The sequence below is a fragment of the Alphaproteobacteria bacterium genome, assembly GCA_024244705.1.
Lineage (GTDB): Bacteria > Pseudomonadota > Alphaproteobacteria > JAAEOK01 > JAAEOK01 > JAAEOK01.
On the sequence record JAAEOK010000073.1, the window covers coordinates 1 to 17762 of the forward strand.

Here is a 17762-nt window from a genome sequence, read left to right on the forward strand (position 1 = left end):
ACGCATGGAATGCATCACGAACGGTCAGTGCCAAACAAAACAGCACCGCCGCCCGCGCATCCCTTCCAGATTCACAATCTCAAACAACAATAAACATTAGCCAAGCGCCAAAAAAACAAACGCCAGACCAAAAAACACGGCACGGGAGCGGGCTCCCGAGCCGTGCTGCAGGGCCGGGTTTATACTGGCCGGACCCCAACCTGTCAAACCCTTTATCAAATCTCTGTAACTTTTCGCTAACTCTGCGTTAAGCCGTTGACAGCTATAAGTGATTTGAGGAATGTTAGGGCTATCGCGAGCGCCCGCAGGGAGGCGGCGCAGCGAGACTTTCTGGGGGACCGATCAAGGCCTCTTGAATGGTACATTCGCGCGGAAATCGGATATCCACGCTGCAGCTACTTTTGCGCGCCACGAAATGACTTGAGCTAAACATCAAAATAAACGTGGAAGCCCTTGGAAAATAAACAAATTAAGATTGACAGACTCGCGAGTAGCGGGCAATTTGACAATGATCAGCGGACCCACGACGCAACGGGCGAAAGTGTGTCACCGGTAGCCGAGCGCTATGAAAGCAAGGTGCCGAAACCGGCATTGCCACGCGGACGCGTCGCGGCCTTGCGCGCCGCCATGATGCTTCCTCTGCTGGCCCTGGCGACGGCGAGCGTTGCCGGCCTCCTCGGTTACAACGAAGCCAAAACATTCAAATCGTTCAAATCGGCGAACGCGAGCCTGCCGACCAAGGACATGACCGATCCGCCGGCACCGTTGTTCGTGACCGCGGCGGTCCCGGCTCCGGCGCCGACACGGATCGCGCCACAGATGTGGGGCACGGCCGACCTGGATTCCCTGCGCGATGCGGATAGCTTGGTTCGCCTGGTCGGTGTCGCCGATTGGCGCCTTGAAGAAAACCTGATGCGCGAGCGCAGCCGGCAAATCATTCGTGTCGGCAAAGGCGACACCTTGAGCACGTTGTTGACCGGTGCCGGCGTCGCACGCGAAGACGCGTTGCAGACGGTGAGTGCGCTGAAGCGGGTTTACGACCCGCGGCGCATTTGGCCGGGCCAAGAGATCGCCTTGAAATTCGATCCGCTGGTCGATGATCCGGCCGGGTATCAGGGCCTCAGCATCGATCGCAGTTACGATCGGCAGATCGTCGTCGCGCGCGACGACGATGGCAGCTTCGGCGCCAAGGAAGTTCGTCGTGCGCTGACGCAGGAACCGCGAATCGGCGGCGGCGTGATCACCAGCAGCCTGTTCGAGACCGGCGCGGCCGCGGGCATGCCGCCGGCCGTCCTGGTCGAGATGATTCGCGCGTTCAGCTACGACGTCGACTTCCAGCGCGAGATCCGACAGGGCGATTCGTTCGAAGTCCTTTACGAGCGGATCAAGGATGACACCGGCGAAGTCGTGCACCCGGGCAAGGTGGTCTACGCGGAGCTCGTGTTGAGCGGCAAGGAAAAGCGGTTATTCCGGTTCACACCGAAGAGCGGGATCACCGATTTCTTCCACGACAACGGGCACAGCGTTCGGCGCGCCCTGCTACGGACACCGATCGACGGCGCGCGCATTTCGTCCGGTTTCGGCAAGCGCCGGCACCCGATCCTCGGCTACAACAAGATGCACAAGGGCCTGGATTTCGCGGCCGCGCGTGGCACACCGATCTACGCCGCCGGCGACGGCAAGATCGAGAAAGCGGGACGCAACGGCGGCTACGGCAAGTATGTCCGCATCCGCCACAGCGGCGACTACAAGACGGCCTACGCCCATCTCCACCGCATCCAAAAGGGCATCAAGCCCGGGAAACGCGTCAAGCAGGGCCAGGTCGTCGGCTATGTCGGTTCGACCGGGCGGTCGACCGGCCCACACCTGCACTACGAGGTTCATGTCAAGGGCCGTCAGGTCAACCCGCTGAGCGTGAAGCTGCCGGCCGGAGAGAAACTCAAGGGCAACGAACTCGAGGCGTTTCGGACCGCGAAGGCGGAAATCGAACGGACCTATGCTAGCGTTGCCGGCGTCACACGAGTCGCTCAGAACGCCCACCAATAGCAGCCTTTCGGACCTGAATGCGGGCGCCGGCCAGCGTCGCGCCGCCGCATCGGCCGTAACCCAACCTGAGTCGGATCGATCGATGGCGGGTGGAGCCTGATCGTGAATCCGTGTGTCAGCGACTTTACCCTTGGGGTCGTCATGCTCGACACGCGCTTTCCGCGACCGGTCGGCGACATCGGCAATCCGGCGACGTTCCCGTTCGCGACCCGGTATCGCACGGTGCCAAAAGCTACGGTTGCGTCGGTCGCAACCGCGCAAGACATAGCCGAGAGCCTGGTCGGCGCCGTGACCGGCGCGGCGCTCGACCTCGCCGCCGAGGGCGCCGATCTGATCGCCACCAGTTGCGGTTTCCTGGCCCCGCTTCAGGACCGGCTGCAAGCGCGCGTCGCGGTCCCCGTGCTAACCTCGTCGCTGCTGCTTCTGCCAACCATCCGGGCCCGCTGCGGCGCGGGGCCGGTAGGAATTCTCACCTTCGATTCGCGCCGCCTTTCGCCGCGCCATTTCGGCCCCTATTTCGATTCCGGCGACGTCGTCGAGGGGATCGAGAGCGGCGCCGAACTCTATACCGTGATCGACGAGGACCGGGACCAATTGGACGTCGAGCGCGCCGCCGCCGATACCGTTGCCGCCGCGCAACGCCTGGTGGCTCGGTATAACGGACTCCGTGCGATCCTGTTCGAATGCACGAATCTGTCGCCCTACCGCGACGCGGTCGCCGCCGCCACGGGCTTGCCGGTCTTCGACATCAATCAGGCGATCGTCGACCACGCCGGCGGCCACGAACTTCTTGGCTGCGGGGCGCGGAACGCCTAGCATAGCGCCAAGCCATCTACCAAGAATCGAACTCCAGGGAGTGCAATCATGAACTATACGACGGCACGAATCATGTCCGGGATCGCAGCGCTCGGCATCATTTATGCAGGCACTGCAGCAATGGCGGCGGAGAAATGGGACATGCCGCTGGCCTATTCGGCAACCAACTACCACTCGCAGAATGCGACCAATTTCGCGGCGGCGGTCACAGAGGCGACCGGCGGTGAACTCGAGATCGTAACGCACCCATCCGGTTCGTTGTTCAAGGGCGGCGAGATATTCCGCGCCGTTCGTACCGGACAGGCACCGATTGGCGAGCGCTTGATTTCCGCTCTCGGCAACGAGGACCCGATCTTTGAAATCGACGCCCTTCCGTTTCTCGCCACCAGCTTCGACGGCGCATTCAAGCTCTATCAGGCATCGAAGCCGGCGATGGTGGCGGTGCTCGAAGAGAAGGGCTTGAAACTTCTTTATGCGGTGCCGTGGCCGCCCCAGGGCCTCTACATGAAGACCCCGGTCACCAGCACCGCCGATATGAAGGACGTCAAATTCCGCGCCTACAATGCGGCGACCTCCCGATTGGCCGAGTTGATGGGAGCCGTGCCGACGAAGATCGAGGCCGCCGAACTGACCCAGGCCTTTGCCACCGGCGTTGCCGACAGCATGATCTCGTCCGGATCGACCGGCTACGACCGCAAGATCTGGGAACACGTCAAGTACTGGTACGACGTCCAGGCTTGGCTGCCGAAGAACATGGTAGTGGTCAATCTCGAGTCGTGGAACACGCTCGACGCGCCGACCCAGGGCGTCGTTCTCGGCGCCGCCGCAATGGCCGAGATCGCCGGTTGGCAGAAAGCCGAGGAATTGGCCGGTTGGTACGCCGAACAATTGGCGGCCAACGGCATGGTGGTCGAGGGGCCGGGCGAACAGCTGCGGGCCGACTTCATGGCGATCGGCGAGACCATGACCAAGGAATGGCTCGAGCGCGCCGGCGATGCCGGTGCGGCGGTCGTCGAATCCTACAATCAGATGTAAGCTTACAGCTGTGGCTGCGGCGGTCCGGGGACTGCCGCAGCCAACTTGATCAGGGTTCTTATCAATGACCGTGCTTCACACCCTCGACCGGTTTCTCGACCGGCTCTACGGGTGGTGCGGATATGTCTCGGCCGGCCTCTTGGTCCTGCTCGCCGGGCTTGTCACGACGAGCATCGTCAGTCGTCTGTTCAGCGTGTTCATTCCCGGAATTACGGAGTATTCCGGCTATACCATGGCAGCGGCGAGCTTTCTCGCCTTCGCCTATACCTTCCGCGAAAACGGCCACATTCGCGTCGCCATACTGCTCGGCGCGCTGCACGGCCGGCGACGTTGGGCCCTGCAATTATGGTGCCTCGCGGCGGCCACGATCATCGCCGGCTATTTCGCCTATTACATCGTCAAGATGGCCCATGTGTCCTGGAAGCTCGGTGACCGCAGCGAAGGCGCCGACGCTACCCTGTTGTGGATACCGCAGGCGGTGACCGCCTTCGGCGCCGCCATCCTGGCAATCTGCATCGCCCACCATCTGATCCGATTCGTTTTCGCTACCGAACCGGCGGCTGCCGACAGCGAGATCGAAGCGCCGCCAGAGCCATGAACGAGCTTTATCTGACACTGATATTCATGGCGATCCTGTTCTTCTTCCTCGGAACGGGGATCTGGGTTGCGCTCAGCCTGATCGGCGTGGCCGTGGTCGGCATGTTGCTGTTTACCTCGAGGCCGGTCGGCGACGCCATGGCGACGACGATCTGGGGCGCCAGTTCGTCTTGGTCTCTGACCGCCTTGCCCTTGTTCATTTGGATGGGTGAGATCCTGTTCCGCACCAAGCTATCGGAGAATCTGTTTCGTGGTCTCACGCCCTGGATGCAGCGCCTGCCGGGCGGGCTCCTGCACGTCAATATCGCCGGCTCGGCGATCTTCGCGGCCATCTCCGGCTCATCCGCGGCAACCGTCGCCACGGTCGGCAAGATGTCGATACCGGAACTCCGAAAACGGCAATACCCCGAACGCATGATCGTCGGCACGCTCGCTGGAGCCGGCACGCTCGGCTTGCTGATACCGCCCTCGATCACGCTGATCATCTATGGCGTCACGGTCAACGAATCGATCGCCAAGCTGTTCATTGCCGGCATCCTGCCGGGCATTGGGCTGGCACTGATGTTCATGGGCTATGTCGCGATCTGGGCGATCGTCAAGCAGCAGAAAGGAGAGGCCGACGCGCGGCACTATAATTGGGGTGAGAAGCTACGCGCGCTTGGACTTCTGGGGCCGGTGATCGCCCTGATTCTCGCGGTGATGGGGTCGATCTATTTGGGCTACGCGACGGCCACGGAAGCGGCGGTCCTTGGCGTAATCGGTGGCCTCGTGCTATCGGCGGCACAGAAATCACTGAACTGGGATTCGTTCTTCGCGTCGCTACTCGGCGCGACCCGAACGTCGGCGATGATCGCCTTCATCCTTGCCGGCTCGTCGTTCCTGTCGCTGGCGATGGGGTTCACCGGTTTGCCGCGTGCCTTGGCCCTATGGATCGGCGCCCTCGAATTGAGCCCGATCGCGCTGATCGCGGCGTTGACGGTTTTCTATATCGTGCTCGGCTGCTTCCTCGACGGTATTTCGGCCGTGGTATTGACCATGGCGGTGATCGAACCGCTGGTGCGCCAATCCGGCTTCGACATGATCTGGTTCGGCATCTACCTGATGGTGGTCGTGGAGATGGCGCAGATCACGCCGCCGATCGGCTTCAACTTGTTTGTTTTGCAAGGCATGACCGGGCACGACATGGGCTTCATCGCGCGTGCCGCGATCCCGCTTTTTTTCATCATGGTCCTGGCCGTCGCCGTGCTCGTCGCCTTCCCTGGGATCGCGACCTATCTGCCCAGCATCATGTCGGCGCGGCCGTGATTTCGGCTTCGCGGGCCGAAGGCACGCGGACCAATGTAGAGCCACATTGGCCGCACGCGCGGTATCGATCGTTCCCGTTGAAAGGCCGTTAAGCGGCCTCGGCCCTGACCGCCTCGCCGTTGATGACGAGGCCACCGTCTCCGGTCGCAACCTCCACCGTGTCGCCGTCCTTGATGCGGCCGGCCAGGATCTGCTCGGCGAGCGGATTTTGCAGGTGCCGCTGGATTACGCGCTTCAACGGACGCGCCCCATAGACCGGGTCGTATCCGGTGTTGGCCAGCCACTGCAAGGCCCGTTCGTCGAGGGCGAGGTCGATCTTGCGATCCGCCAGGAGCGCCGTCAGATGGCTCAATTGGATATCGACGATATCCTTCATCTGTTCCCGGGTCAGCCGGCGGAACAATAGAATTTCGTCGAGGCGGTTGAGAAATTCGGGCCGGAACGCGGCACGCACCACTTCCATCACCTGCCCGCGCATCGAGTCGACATCCTCGCCCTCGCCGAGATTGGCCAGGGCTTCGCTGCCCAGATTGGAGGTCAGGATGATGAGCGTGTTGCGGAAATCGACCGTGCGCCCTTGGCCGTCGGTGAGGCGCCCGTCGTCGAGCACCTGGAGCAGCACATTGAAGACGTCGGGGTGAGCCTTTTCGATCTCGTCGAACAGGATGACCTGGTAGGGCCGCCGCCGCACCGCTTCGGTGAGCGAACCGCCCTCCTCGTAACCGACATAGCCGGGGGGCGCACCGATCATGCGCGCCACCGCATGTTTTTCCATATATTCCGACATATCGACGCGCAGCAATGCGGTCTCGTCGTCGAACAGGAATGCGGCAAGCGCCTTGCTGAGCTCGGTCTTGCCGACGCCGGTCGGCCCCAGGAACAGGAACGACCCGATCGGCCGGTCGGGGTCCTGCAGTCCGGCGCGCGCGCGACGAACCGCATTGGAAATCGCAACGATCGCCTCGTCCTGACCGATCACGCGCAGATGGAGGTCGTCTTCCATGCGCAACAGCTTCTCGCGCTCGCCCTCCAGCATCTTATCGACCGGAATGCCGGTCCACCGGGAGACGATGCTGGCGATCCCATCGGCGGTCACCTCTTCATTGAGCATCGCGCCACCCTCTTCCGGCGCCTCTTCCGCCGTTTGCAGACGCTTCTGCAGGCCGGGAATGAGGCTGTAGGCGAGTTCGCCGGCGCGGGTCAGGTCACCGTTTCGCTGGGCGATCTCCAGTTCGTTTCTGGCTTGGTCGAGCTCCTCCTTGATCCTCTGCGCGCTGGCCAACTTTTCTTTCTCGGCCTGCCAGACCGCAGTCAGATCGGCGGATTTCCGCTCCAGCTCGTCGAGCTCCTCGCCGAGCCTGCCAAGCCTGTCCTTGGATGCCGCATCGCTTTCCTTCTTGAGCGCTTCCTGCTCGATCTTGAGCTGAATGATGCGCCGGTCGAGCTCATCGATGTCCTCGGGCTTGGAATCCACCTCCATGCGCAGCCGGCTGGCGGCCTCATCGACCAGGTCGATGGCCTTATCGGGCAGGAAGCGGTCGGTGATGTAGCGGTTGGATAGGGTCGCGGCGGCGACGATGGCGCCGTCGGTAATACGGATGCCGTGATGCAGTTCGTACTTTTCCTTCAGCCCGCGCAGGATCGAGATCGTGTCCTCGACGGTCGGTTCGGCGACGAACGCCGGTTGGAACCTCCGCGCCAGGGCGGCATCCTTCTCGATATGCTTGCGATATTCGTCAAGCGTGGTGGCACCGACACAATGCAGCTCGCCACGGGCGAGCGCCGGCTTCAGCATGTTGGAGGCGTCCATGGCGCCTTCGGCGGCGCCGGCACCGACCAATGTATGCAGCTCATCGATAAACAGGATGACCTCTCCCGCCGCCGCGGACACTTCCTGCAACACCGCCTTGAGGCGCTCCTCGAACTCGCCGCGGAATTTGGCGCCGGCGATCAAGGCGCCGAGATCGAGTACCAGGAGCCGTTTGTCGCGCAGGCTTTCCGGCACATCGCCATTGACGATGCGTTGCGCCAAGCCCTCGACGATCGCGGTCTTTCCGACACCGGGCTCGCCGATCAGAACCGGGTTGTTCTTGGTTCGCCGCGACAGCACCTGGATGGTGCGGCGGATCTCCTCGTCGCGGCCGATCACCGGGTCGACATTGCCTTCGCGCGCCTCCTTGGTCAGGTCGCGCGTATACTTCTCCAATGCCTGGTAGCTGTCTTCCGCGGTCGCGCTGTCGGCGGTTCGCCCCTTGCGAATCTCGTTGATCGCCTCGTTCAGCTTCTGCGGCGTTAGCCCGGCCTTTTCAAGGATGTCGGCCGGCGCCGTTCCCGATGCAAGCGCCAGGGCGAGCAGAATTCGCTCGGCGGTGACGTAACCGTCGCCCGCCTTCTCGGCCAATTCTTCGGCCTGTTCGAACAGCCGCGCGGTCTCCGGCGTCAGTTGAAGCTGTCCGCTGCCGCCTTCGACCTTGGGTATCTTGGCGAGCGTTGCTTCCGCGCCCTGGCGGGCCGCCTCGGGATCGCCGCCGGCCACCCGAATCAGGTTGGCGGCCAGGCCTTCCTTGTCCTCGAGGAGCGCCAACAGGACGTGCTCCGGCTTGAACTGCTGGTGGCCACGCCGAAGCGCAAGCCCTTGCGCCGCTTGTACGAAGCCGCGCGAACGGTCGGTATAGTTTTCGAAATTCATCGCTCTATTCTCCCTGGCCCCCTCCTAGAGGCGGGCCGAAAACAGGGCCCCGATTGGGCACCCATGATCTCCAACTCTGTATATGGCCCCGAAAAGTGCCGACTCAAGGTTTTCACTTGTCGCAAAATCGCGCGCGATGCACTTAATGATCGCGGCGCCACGATGGCGCCGGAGCGATCGGCGGATCGCCGTCTTTATCGTACCCGATCCGCGTCGGTATCGCATCGAGCAGGAGCCCCAACATGACCACAGTGGCACGCATATGTCGCTATCCGGTTAAGGGCCTGGACGCCCAAGACCTCGATCTGGTTTTGCTTCGATGCGGTGCCGGACTGCCCCACGACCGCGCGTTCGCGATCGCGCACGGCGGCACGCGATTGGACGACGGCACACCGGGATGGCAGCCCAAGGATCGGTTCTTGATGCTGATGCGAAATGCTCGGCTTGCCCGACTGCGTACGGAATTCGATGACAACACCGGCACCCTGACCATCCTCCGGGACGGCAAACAGGTGGCTCGCGGCAACCTTACCGAACCCTTGGGACGGCAGTTGGTGGAACAGTTTCTTGCCGCCTACTTTGGCGACGAAACGCACGGCGCGCCGAAGATCGTCAGTGCACCCGAAGTCAGTTTCACGGACACGCCTGATAATTTCGTGTCGCTTGTCAATCTGGCCTCGGTCGAAGATATCGAACGGGTTGTGCGGCACCCGGTCGATCCGCTGCGGTTCCGCGCAAACCTCTATATCGATTCGGCATCGCCGTGGATCGAATCGAATTGGCCGGCAAGGCGTCTAGCCATTGGCACCGCAATCCTCGAAGTCGTCGAATCGATCGAACGCTGTGCGGCAACCAACGTCAATCCGGACACGGCCGAACGCGATCTCAATATTCCAAAGAGTCTGATGGACGGATTCCGCCATGTTGAATGCGGTATCTATGCCCGGGTCGTCGAGGACGGACGAGTCGCCATCGGCGATGGCATCACGATCAATTAGGGGTTACTAGGATACCAGCGTTTGATCGCCGTCCGCGGGTTCGGCGTCGGTTTCTTCCGTTGCCTTGCGGCGGCGCTGGCGCCCATTTCCTTTGCCGTTACCCTTGGCCGGAGCCGCGGCGGCTTCGGTCTCGGCCGGCGGCTCGTTGGCGGCCGGCTCTTTGGCGGCCGGCTGGGCAGCGGCCGGCTCAACCGGTTCGGCGGTATCGGCCCGGGGCTCCTCGCCGGCGGAGACTTCCGCCGACGGAACATGGTCGCCGCCACTCTGGGCGGCGGCCGCCGCTATCTCGGGCTGCTCACCGTCACCATTCATGCGCGGTCGTTGGGTACCATCACCGCCATTTGCGTTGACGATGCGGAAATAGTGCTCGGCGTGCTGGAATAGGTTCTCCGCCGTAATGCGGTCACCCGAACCCGCCGCGTCCCGCCCCAGTGTGAGATATTTTTCATAGAGCTGATGGGCGTTGCCGCGCAACCGGCCATTGGGTCCATTGCTGTCGAAGGTTTGGAAGCGTCCGGATGGCTGCTTTCTGCCTGTCCGTCCGCGCGAACGTCTATTGTTGGTTCCTTGCCTCATGGATCCTGCACAAATTTCCGTTGTTGGTTCCACGCACGCTACTGCCTGTCCCCTTCCAGGACAGGCTCACCCATGAGCCCGATCTCTGCACAACGGCCGATGACGGGATTACCCGGGTGGCGCCCGTGCGTATGGCGCCGTTTACCCTTCCTAGAAACGTAGTCGCGAGCCGGCCAAAAGCCAACCTTTTTTTCACACTGCATACGACGTGCCAATGGCAGCGGATAGCACGCGATCGATCCCGGCGAGGTCACGGTAGCGTGGGCCCGGCTCCAGGTCGGCGGCCCGAAGGAGCCCGTCGACCCGGTCTGCCTGCCCGGCGCCGATCTCGACAAGAAACGATCCGGCCGGGCTGAGAAGCGATCTTGCGAAGGGCAACAAGCGCCGGTACGCGGTGAGCCCGTCGTCGCCGCCATCTAGCGCTGCCCGTGGTTCGTGATCTCTCACCTCGGGCATCAAGCCGGCGATATCGGCGGATGGGATATAGGGTGGATTGGCGACGATGAGGTCGAACGGACCGGCAAGGCTATTTCCCCAATCGTCGGCGACGAATTTCGCGCGGTCGCTCATCCCAAGCGCGGACGCGTTACCGGCGGCGACCCGACAGGCGGGCATACTGATGTCGACGCCGACGCCGCGGGATCTCGGCAACTCGCTGAGGAGCGCCAGCAAGAGACAGCCACTACCGGTTCCGAGATCGAGGATGCGCAGCGGCATATCGTGATCGTCGATCGCCGCCAACGCGGCTTCGACCACCGTCTCGGAATCGGGGCGCGGCGTGAGGATTTCCGGCGTGACCGCGAATTCAAGGCTCCAAAACTCGCGCCGACCCATTATTTGCGATATCGGTTCCCGCCCGGCCCGACGATCCAATAACGATTCGAAAGTCTGGGCGATCTCCGGCGCCAGCCGATGTTGCGGCCGCCTCAGTAATGTCGCCGGCGCGGTGTCGAGAGCGGCCGACAGCAGCAGCCGGGCCTCGCGGCGAGGATCGTCGATGCCCAATGCGGCAAGCCGATCGGCTCCCCGGCGCAGCGCCCGATCCACGGTGACCGCGGCTATCGTCATGCGTCCGCCCCCGCGAGTCGTTGTGCCTGGTCCTCCGCGGTCAAGGCGTCGGCGACCTCGTCGAGCACCTCGCCCGCCATCATGCGATCGAGCTTGTAGAGGGTCAGATTGATGCGGTGGTCGGTCACCCGGCCCTGGGGGAAATTGTAGGTACGTATGCGTTCGGATCGGTCGCCGCTGCCAACCATATCCTTGCGTTGAGCGGCCCTCTCGCTCTCCGCGATCTGGCGCTCGTGATCGTAAAGCCGCGCCCTCAGGATCTTGAGCGCCTTGGCTTTGTTCTTGTGTTGAGATTTCTCGTCCTGCTGCTGAACGACGATGCCGGTCGGGACATGCGTGATTCGAACTGCGCTGTCCGTGGTATTGACCGACTGTCCGCCGGGTCCGCTCGAGCGATAGACATCGATTCGCAGATCCTTGTCTTCGATCTGGACGTCGATATCCTCGGCCTCCGGAAGCACGGCCACGGTCGCCGCAGAGGTATGAATACGCCCGCCCGATTCGGTCTCCGGCACGCGCTGTACTCGGTGCACGCCGGATTCGTATTTGAGGCGGGCGAAGACGTCCTTGCCCACAATCGACGCGGTCGCCTCCTTGTAACCGCCAATGCCGGTTTCGTTGACGCCCATGATCTCGAATTTCCAGCCATGCGACTCGGCGAACCGCTGATACATGCGAAACAATTCAGCGGCAAACAACGCCGCTTCGTCGCCGCCGGTTCCGGCACGAACCTCGAGGATGGCGTTACGCGCGTCGGCCTCATCCTTTGGCAACAGCAGAGTCTTGACCTCGTGCTCGAGCTCGGGGAGCTGCGCCGAAAGCTCCTGATATTCTTCCTCGGCCAATACCTTTACCTCGGGGTCCGAATTCTCGTCGTCGATGATCTCCTGCGCTTCCGTAAGCTCGCGATGCGCCGCCTGGAACGCTCTGATGCTGTTCACGATCGGGGTCAGATCGGCGTATTCCTTCGACAACTGGGCGAACCGCTCGGGATCATCGCTGCCCCCGGCGCTCAAGAGTTCGGTCAATTCTTCGTAGCGCGCGACGACGCGGTTCAGATTGTCCTCGAAACTCACTCCTCATTCTCCTTGTCTCCGTCGCCAAACCCAAAGCTCCGGTCCTGCAACCGAAACAGGCGCCTGACCAGGCGGTCGGCCTCCGCGCTACCACCGGGATCGGCTGCGAGCTGGCGCAGCACTTCCGACGGGTCGTGCAGCAGCCTGTTGATCAGCCGCCGTGTTGCTTCCTCCGCGTCATCCTCGCCCGCCGATAAGACCTCCGCTCGCACCTCGTCGAAATGCTGGCGCAACGCCACCAGCGCGGGCGCGATTTGTCGTGCCTGCTGCCGACCGATGAAGGCCCGGACCTCATCATCGACGATCGCCCACGCCTGACGGGAGGCCGCCTCGCGGTACGCGCGCCCGGCCAGCGCGACATTCTCGAGATCATCAAGGTCATACAAGAAAAGGTCGTCAAGCCGGTTGACCGCCGGTTCGACATCGGCCGGCACTGCAGCGTCGATCAGGAACATGGGTCGCCGGCGGCGTTTGCGCAACGCGCTTTCCATCATCTCGGAGGTCAGCAGCGAGCTGCCGGCGCCCAATGAGGTGATGATGATGTCGGCGGACGGCAGCGCGGCGGCGAAATTCTCAAACGCGTGGTGATGGCATTCCAGTCGCCGGGCGACGGCCTCGGCCCGTGACGATGTCGGATGGGCGACAACGAGCCGGGATAATCCGGCGTCCCGCAGCCGCATCGCGAGGGTCTCGCCCATTTCGCCAACCCCCAACAGCAGCGCCGAGCAACGATCGAGATCGCCGTGAACGTCTCGCGCCACTTGGACCGCCGACGACGCGATCGAAACCGGCCGCTGCCCGATGGCGGTCTCGGCACGCACCCGCTTTGCCGCCCCATATGCCGCCTGAAGAGCGCTCTCCAGCTCGGGACCGGTCATGTTCGACGCCCGCGCCAGTCGATGTCCGGCGCGAACCTGGCCGAGCACTTGGCTTTCGCCGATCATCATCGAATCGAGTGATGCGGTGACCGCAATGATCTGACGCATCGCCTGCTGGCCGCTGTGGATGTAGAACGCATCGGAAAGATCGGCGACCGCCATTCCGCTGCGCCTTGCAAATTCGTCCACGATAATGCGGCCGGCCGATTCGGGGTCCGGATGGGCTCCCTGCACTTCGACCCGGTCGCAAGTCGACAGCACGATGGCCTGTCCGATACCGGCCGCCCGTAGAGCGGCGAAGAATTCCGCCGCCGCCGAATCCTCGACGAACAAACGGTCGCGGAGGACGACTGAACTCGACCTGTGATTGGCGCCGACCACAAACAGATCGGCCGGCGCTAGAGCGGAGCCGGCCATCCTTGCGCTACTCGTGCTGTGTAAAGAAGTCGACGAGCCGATCGAAGGGAACCGAGTCTTGTTCGCCGCTGTCGAGATCGCGAACCGTCGCGCCGGCCTCGTTCAACTCGTCATCGCCGACGATGACGGCGAAACGCGCGCCGATCCGATTGGCGCGCTTCATCCGCCGCGACAAGTTCCCCCGATAACCGACATCGACGGCAATTCCGGCGCGTCGCAATGACGACGCCAAGACCGCCGAACGCCGTTCGGCCTCGGCGCCGATCGGCACGAACGCGACCGGGCGTGGCGGTGCCGGCGCGTCCTGGGCGAGCATCGCCAACCGCTCGATGCCGCCGGCCCAGCCGATGCCCGGCGTGTCCGGTCCGCCCATCTGTGCGATCAGGCCGTCGTAGCGGCCACCGGCTATGACCGCACCTTGCGCGCCGAGGCGGTCGGTCGTGAACTCGAATGCGGTATGGCAATAATAATCGAGACCGCGCACCAATCGCGGGTTGATCTCAAATTCGATGCCTAGATCATCGAGCCCTTGTCGGACACGGTCGAAAAACTCCCGCGACCGGTCATTGAGATAATCGGTATAGACCGGTGCGTCGGCGATGATTTCGCGGTCGGCGGCGTCTTTGGAATCCAAAATGCGCAGCGGGTTTCGGGTCAGCCGGTCTCGGCTGTCCTCGGAAAGCCGGTCGCGGCGATCTTCGAGAAAGGCGACCAACGCGTCGCGATAGACGGCACGGCTCTCCGCGTCGCCGAGCGTGTTCAGTTCGAGCATGGTGGCATCCCTGATTTCCAGCTCATCCAGGATATGCGCGCCGACCGCGATGACTTCGATATCAGCCTGGGGTTCGTCGACGCCGAGAATTTCGACGTCGATTTGATGAAATTGGCGCAACCGCCCTTTCTGCGGACGCTCATAGCGGAACATCGGCCCGCTGACGAAAAATTTGAGCGGCAGGCTCTGTTGCAACCCGCCGGAGATAAACGCCCGCGCCACGCCGGCGGTCGCCTCCGGGCGCAATGTCAGTTGGTCCCCGCCGCGATCCTCGAATGTGTACATCTCCTTGGACACGATGTCGGAAGTCTCGCCGAGAGTCCGTTTGAAAACCTCCGTGAACTCGAAAATGGGCAGGGAGATCTCCTGGAACCCGTAAAGCGCCGCGGTCCGGCGCGCGGTGTGCACGACATGTGCATGGCGCCGCGCGTCGTCCGGCAGCAAATCATGTGTGCCGCGGACCGGCTGCAGCTGGGCCAAGACTTTCCCCCGAACAGATTATTCCGCGGCGACCGTCGCCGATTCTTCCGCCGCACCTTGCTCGGCCTTGGCCGCTTCGAGCTCCGCCGCCTTCTCCTCGACCAGCCTGACAAGATGATCGACGATGTCTTCGTTCTGCAGGCGGTGGTGAGGTTGCCCGGCGATATAGACTTGATGGGTGCCTTTGCCCCCGCCGGTGAAACCGATATCCGTTTCGCGGGCCTCGCCCGGCCCGTTGACGACACAGCCGATAACCGAAACCGTCAGCGGCGTGGTGATATGGGCCAGCCGATCCTCGAGCACCCTGACGGTTTCGATGACGTCGAAGTTCTGACGCGCGCACGACGGGCACGAAATGACGTTGACGCCACGGTGGCGCAAATTGAGGCTTTTCAGTATATCGAAGCCGACCTTGATCTCCTCGACCGGATCGGCGGACAGTGAAACCCGGATGGTGTCGCCGATACCGGCCCACAACAGAGAGCCGAGTCCGATCGATGACTTGATGGTGCCGGTCCGCAGCCCACCGGCTTCGGTAACGCCGAGATGAAGCGGATAGTCGCAGGCCTCGGCGAGTCCCATATAGGCCGCCACGGCGAGGAATACATCGGAAGCCTTGCAGCTCACCTTCATCTCGAAGAAGTCTTCGTCCTCGAGAATCCGGATGTGGTTGAGCGCACTTTCGATCATCGCCTCCGGGCAGGGTTCGCCATAACGTTCCAGCAATTCCCTTTCAAGGCTTCCGGCATTGACGCCGATACGGATCGAACAATTGTGGTCCTTGGCCGCCTTGACGACCTCCTGCACGCGCTCGCGACTGCCGATATTGCCGGGATTGATCCGCAGGCAGGCCGCGCCCGACTCCGCCGCCTCGATGGCGCGTTTGTAGTGGAAATGGATGTCGGCCACGATGGGGACCGTCACCTCCGGGACGATCTTGGCCAGCGCCTCGGTCGAGCCTTCGTCCGGGCACGAAACGCGCACTATGTCGGCGCCGGCAACCTCCAAGGCCCGGATCTGCATAATCGTGGCCTCGGCGTCCGTAGTCAGCGTGTTGGTCATCGACTGGACGGCGATCGGGGCGTCACCACCGATCAAGACATCGCCGACGCGGACTTGGCGGCTCTTGCGCCTTTCGATGTCCCTATAGGGTCGTAAGCTCATGGCTCATTCTTTCATTCGTCCAGTGTTGCCAAGGGTCTCGCACCTGGTCGCGTGACCCCGTCGTCGCCGCTATATACTCTAATTAGAAGGCCAGCCCAAGCGCCGTCCGATCAATGCATCGACGGCGTAGGGGTCCGATTACCGTGGCGCAGCGCGGCCTTCCCGTAGAAGCATCGGATTGAGGAAAACGTTGTCGCGGGTCGCGCCACGCGGCCCGATCGAGGGCACGGAAACATTATCGACGCTGATCTTCAGCGACCCGGCGCTGTCGGTCCCTAACAGCAGGCCGGTGCGGTTCGGCACCCGATAGGTGTCGCCGGGATAAAGGATGCCATCGAACAGAACTTCGCCGGTCGTGCTGTGGATTCTGATTTGGGTCTTTTCCTTGGCGGTAAATGTCACCCGCGAATCCGATGACGGCGCGCCATAGGTGTTGGCCGGCGTGGTCGGCTCGACCGGCGGCGGCTCGACGGGCAAAGCGGCGACTTGATTTGCGTTGGGTGCCGGTTCTGCGCTCGCTGCTGCAACCGGTGGCGCGGGCTGCGCTGGTTCAAGCTGTGCCGGCTGAACGGGTTGGGGCGGCGGTGCGGTGGCATTCCCATCCGCAGACACCGACCCGGTCGCTTGAGATGGATCGACGGTGACGACCGGTGCCGGTCCGCTTACCTCGTAGGGGAGGATCTTGGGGCGCGGTTTGAATAGGGCTTCACCGGTACCACCGTCGCCCCCCGTGCCCAGACCGATCGAAACCGATGTACCCGTCGCCGACGACCTTTGGGGCCACAGATTACCGCTGGCAATGGGCGGATTGATAACCCGGGCGATTTCGTCGGTGCCCGACTGGGCCGCCGACGGGTCGCGGAAGTCGACCTTGACTTCGAGGGAATTCGATTCGGCATTCGGCTCAACGCCATTCGATGTCGACGCGGTCGCCGACGGCACCTCGGAACTCGCCGATTCGACCCCACCCTGGCCGCCGGCAAAAATCGCATATACGACGACGCCGACAACACCGACAACACCGATCAGGAACCCCGCAGCGATCGCCCGGCCGATCGGGAACCCGCCTCTCGTCCCGCGGACCTGCCTGGACGCGGCGGGGGCGATCCGAACCGGCGCCTTGGGCTTCGGCGGCGGAGGTGGTGGCTTGGCGATGGTGGTCACGCGCTCGATCGGCGGAAGGGCGCTCCCGACCTTTTTGCGCTTGGGCTCGACGATAGGTGGCGGCACCGCCAACGATTCTGCCTTGAACCGACGAACCATTTCGTCGGCATCGAGATCGACGAGTTCGGCATAGGCGCGGACGAAGCCAACGGCATAGGTCGTGCCGGGCAACTGATCGAAACTTTCGGTCTCTATCGCCTCGAGATAGGCCTTTCGGATGCAAAGATCGGCCTCCACATCGCCCAGCGAGAGGCCAAATTTTTCGCGTGAGCGGCGGAACAAGCCGCCAAGCGATTCGGATCCATCGGCGTCCATCGGCGCATCGCCTTCGGCCACGGCGCGAAGGTGTTCCGGCCGATCCTTGCCGGCTGGTGAGATTTGTGACGAATCACCGGCACCGCCGGAATGGATTTGGGATTCCGGGTCGGTTTGTGGCGTCTCCCTCGAAACCGGTATGATCTTCGGCGTCGACATCACCCTATTCCCGTTCCCGCAACGGCGGTTCAAATCGCCGGGATCGACAATCTTACCACGTAACCTAATCCCGGCATCACAGTTCCGGGCGAAAAATCGAACTCCGCCGGAACACGCCCGGGCTGACAGACCACACGACCCCGCAGCGAATGATGCACGGCGCAGGTCTGTCTTTCAAGATTACACGCACAATTATTACTATCAAAC

At 62.8% G+C, this 17762-nt stretch carries 12 protein-coding genes and 2 pseudogenes; 6 read left to right on the plus strand and 8 right to left on the minus strand.

Going from position 1 to position 17762, the window contains the following annotated elements; all coding sequences use genetic code 11:
• Positions 1–543: 543 nt before the first annotated feature.
• From GY791_12005 to GY791_12025, 5 genes and pseudogenes are all read left to right on the plus strand, one after another.
• Complete coding sequence (locus GY791_12005) at positions 544–2046, plus strand: peptidoglycan DD-metalloendopeptidase family protein (GenBank protein ID MCP4329149.1); 1503 nt, start codon at positions 544–546, stop codon at positions 2044–2046.
• 141 nt (positions 2047–2187) lie between these two features.
• Positions 2188–2796: pseudogene (locus tag GY791_12010) on the plus strand (aspartate/glutamate racemase family protein).
• A gap of 138 nt (positions 2797–2934) precedes the next feature.
• The gene (locus GY791_12015; protein MCP4329150.1) at positions 2935–3897 is read left to right on the plus strand and encodes a TRAP transporter substrate-binding protein; all 963 of its coding nucleotides are present in this window, start codon (positions 2935–2937) and stop codon (positions 3895–3897) included.
• Between the two features lie 64 nt (positions 3898–3961).
• Complete coding sequence (locus GY791_12020; protein ID MCP4329151.1) at positions 3962–4495, plus strand: TRAP transporter small permease; 534 nt, start codon at positions 3962–3964, stop codon at positions 4493–4495.
• The gene (locus GY791_12025) at positions 4492–5799 is read left to right on the plus strand and encodes a TRAP transporter large permease subunit (GenBank protein MCP4329152.1); all 1308 of its coding nucleotides are present in this window, start codon (positions 4492–4494) and stop codon (positions 5797–5799) included. Before GY791_12020 ends, GY791_12025 begins: the two co-directional genes overlap by 4 nt.
• Positions 5800–5887: 88 nt before the next feature.
• On the opposite strand, the gene clpB is transcribed toward GY791_12025, so the two are convergent.
• Positions 5888–8488 (minus strand): ATP-dependent chaperone ClpB, encoded by a 2601-nt coding sequence (clpB, locus tag GY791_12030; GenBank protein MCP4329153.1) that lies wholly within the window; start codon positions 8486–8488, stop codon positions 5888–5890.
• A gap of 242 nt (positions 8489–8730) precedes the next feature.
• On the opposite strand from clpB, the gene GY791_12035 reads away from it, so the two are divergent.
• Complete coding sequence (locus GY791_12035; GenBank protein ID MCP4329154.1) at positions 8731–9486, plus strand: MOSC domain-containing protein; 756 nt, start codon at positions 8731–8733, stop codon at positions 9484–9486.
• Positions 9487–9795: 309 nt separating this feature from the next.
• Here the strand turns inward: GY791_12035 and GY791_12040 are convergent.
• The 7 genes and pseudogenes from GY791_12040 to GY791_12070 all read right to left on the minus strand — a co-directional run bounded on the left by GY791_12040 (position 9796) and on the right by GY791_12070 (position 17555).
• Positions 9796–10062, minus strand: a pseudogene (locus GY791_12040) (DUF4167 domain-containing protein).
• Between the two features lie 192 nt (positions 10063–10254).
• Positions 10255–11130, minus strand: coding sequence for a peptide chain release factor N(5)-glutamine methyltransferase (prmC, locus tag GY791_12045; GenBank protein ID MCP4329155.1), 876 nt, complete (start codon positions 11128–11130; stop codon positions 10255–10257).
• The gene (prfA, locus tag GY791_12050; protein ID MCP4329156.1) at positions 11127–12206 is read right to left on the minus strand and encodes a peptide chain release factor 1; all 1080 of its coding nucleotides are present in this window, start codon (positions 12204–12206) and stop codon (positions 11127–11129) included. Before prfA ends, prmC begins: the two co-directional genes overlap by 4 nt.
• Positions 12203–13501: a glutamyl-tRNA reductase gene (locus GY791_12055; protein MCP4329157.1), complete on the minus strand. Its 1299-nt coding sequence runs from the start codon at positions 13499–13501 to the stop codon at positions 12203–12205. Before GY791_12055 ends, prfA begins: the two co-directional genes overlap by 4 nt.
• A 7-nt stretch (positions 13502–13508) precedes the next feature.
• A complete protein-coding gene (locus tag GY791_12060) occupies positions 13509–14753 on the minus strand; it encodes a histidine--tRNA ligase (GenBank protein MCP4329158.1) in 1245 nt (414 codons plus the stop codon).
• Between the two features lie 18 nt (positions 14754–14771).
• Entirely contained in the window at positions 14772–15917 is a 1146-nt protein-coding gene (ispG, locus tag GY791_12065) for a flavodoxin-dependent (E)-4-hydroxy-3-methylbut-2-enyl-diphosphate synthase (protein ID MCP4329159.1), read from the minus strand.
• A 138-nt stretch (positions 15918–16055) separates the two neighbouring features.
• On the minus strand, positions 16056–17555 hold the full coding sequence (locus GY791_12070) for a helix-turn-helix domain-containing protein (protein MCP4329160.1): 1500 nt from the start codon (positions 17553–17555) through the stop codon (positions 16056–16058).
• Between the last annotated feature and the right edge of the window lie 207 nt (positions 17556–17762).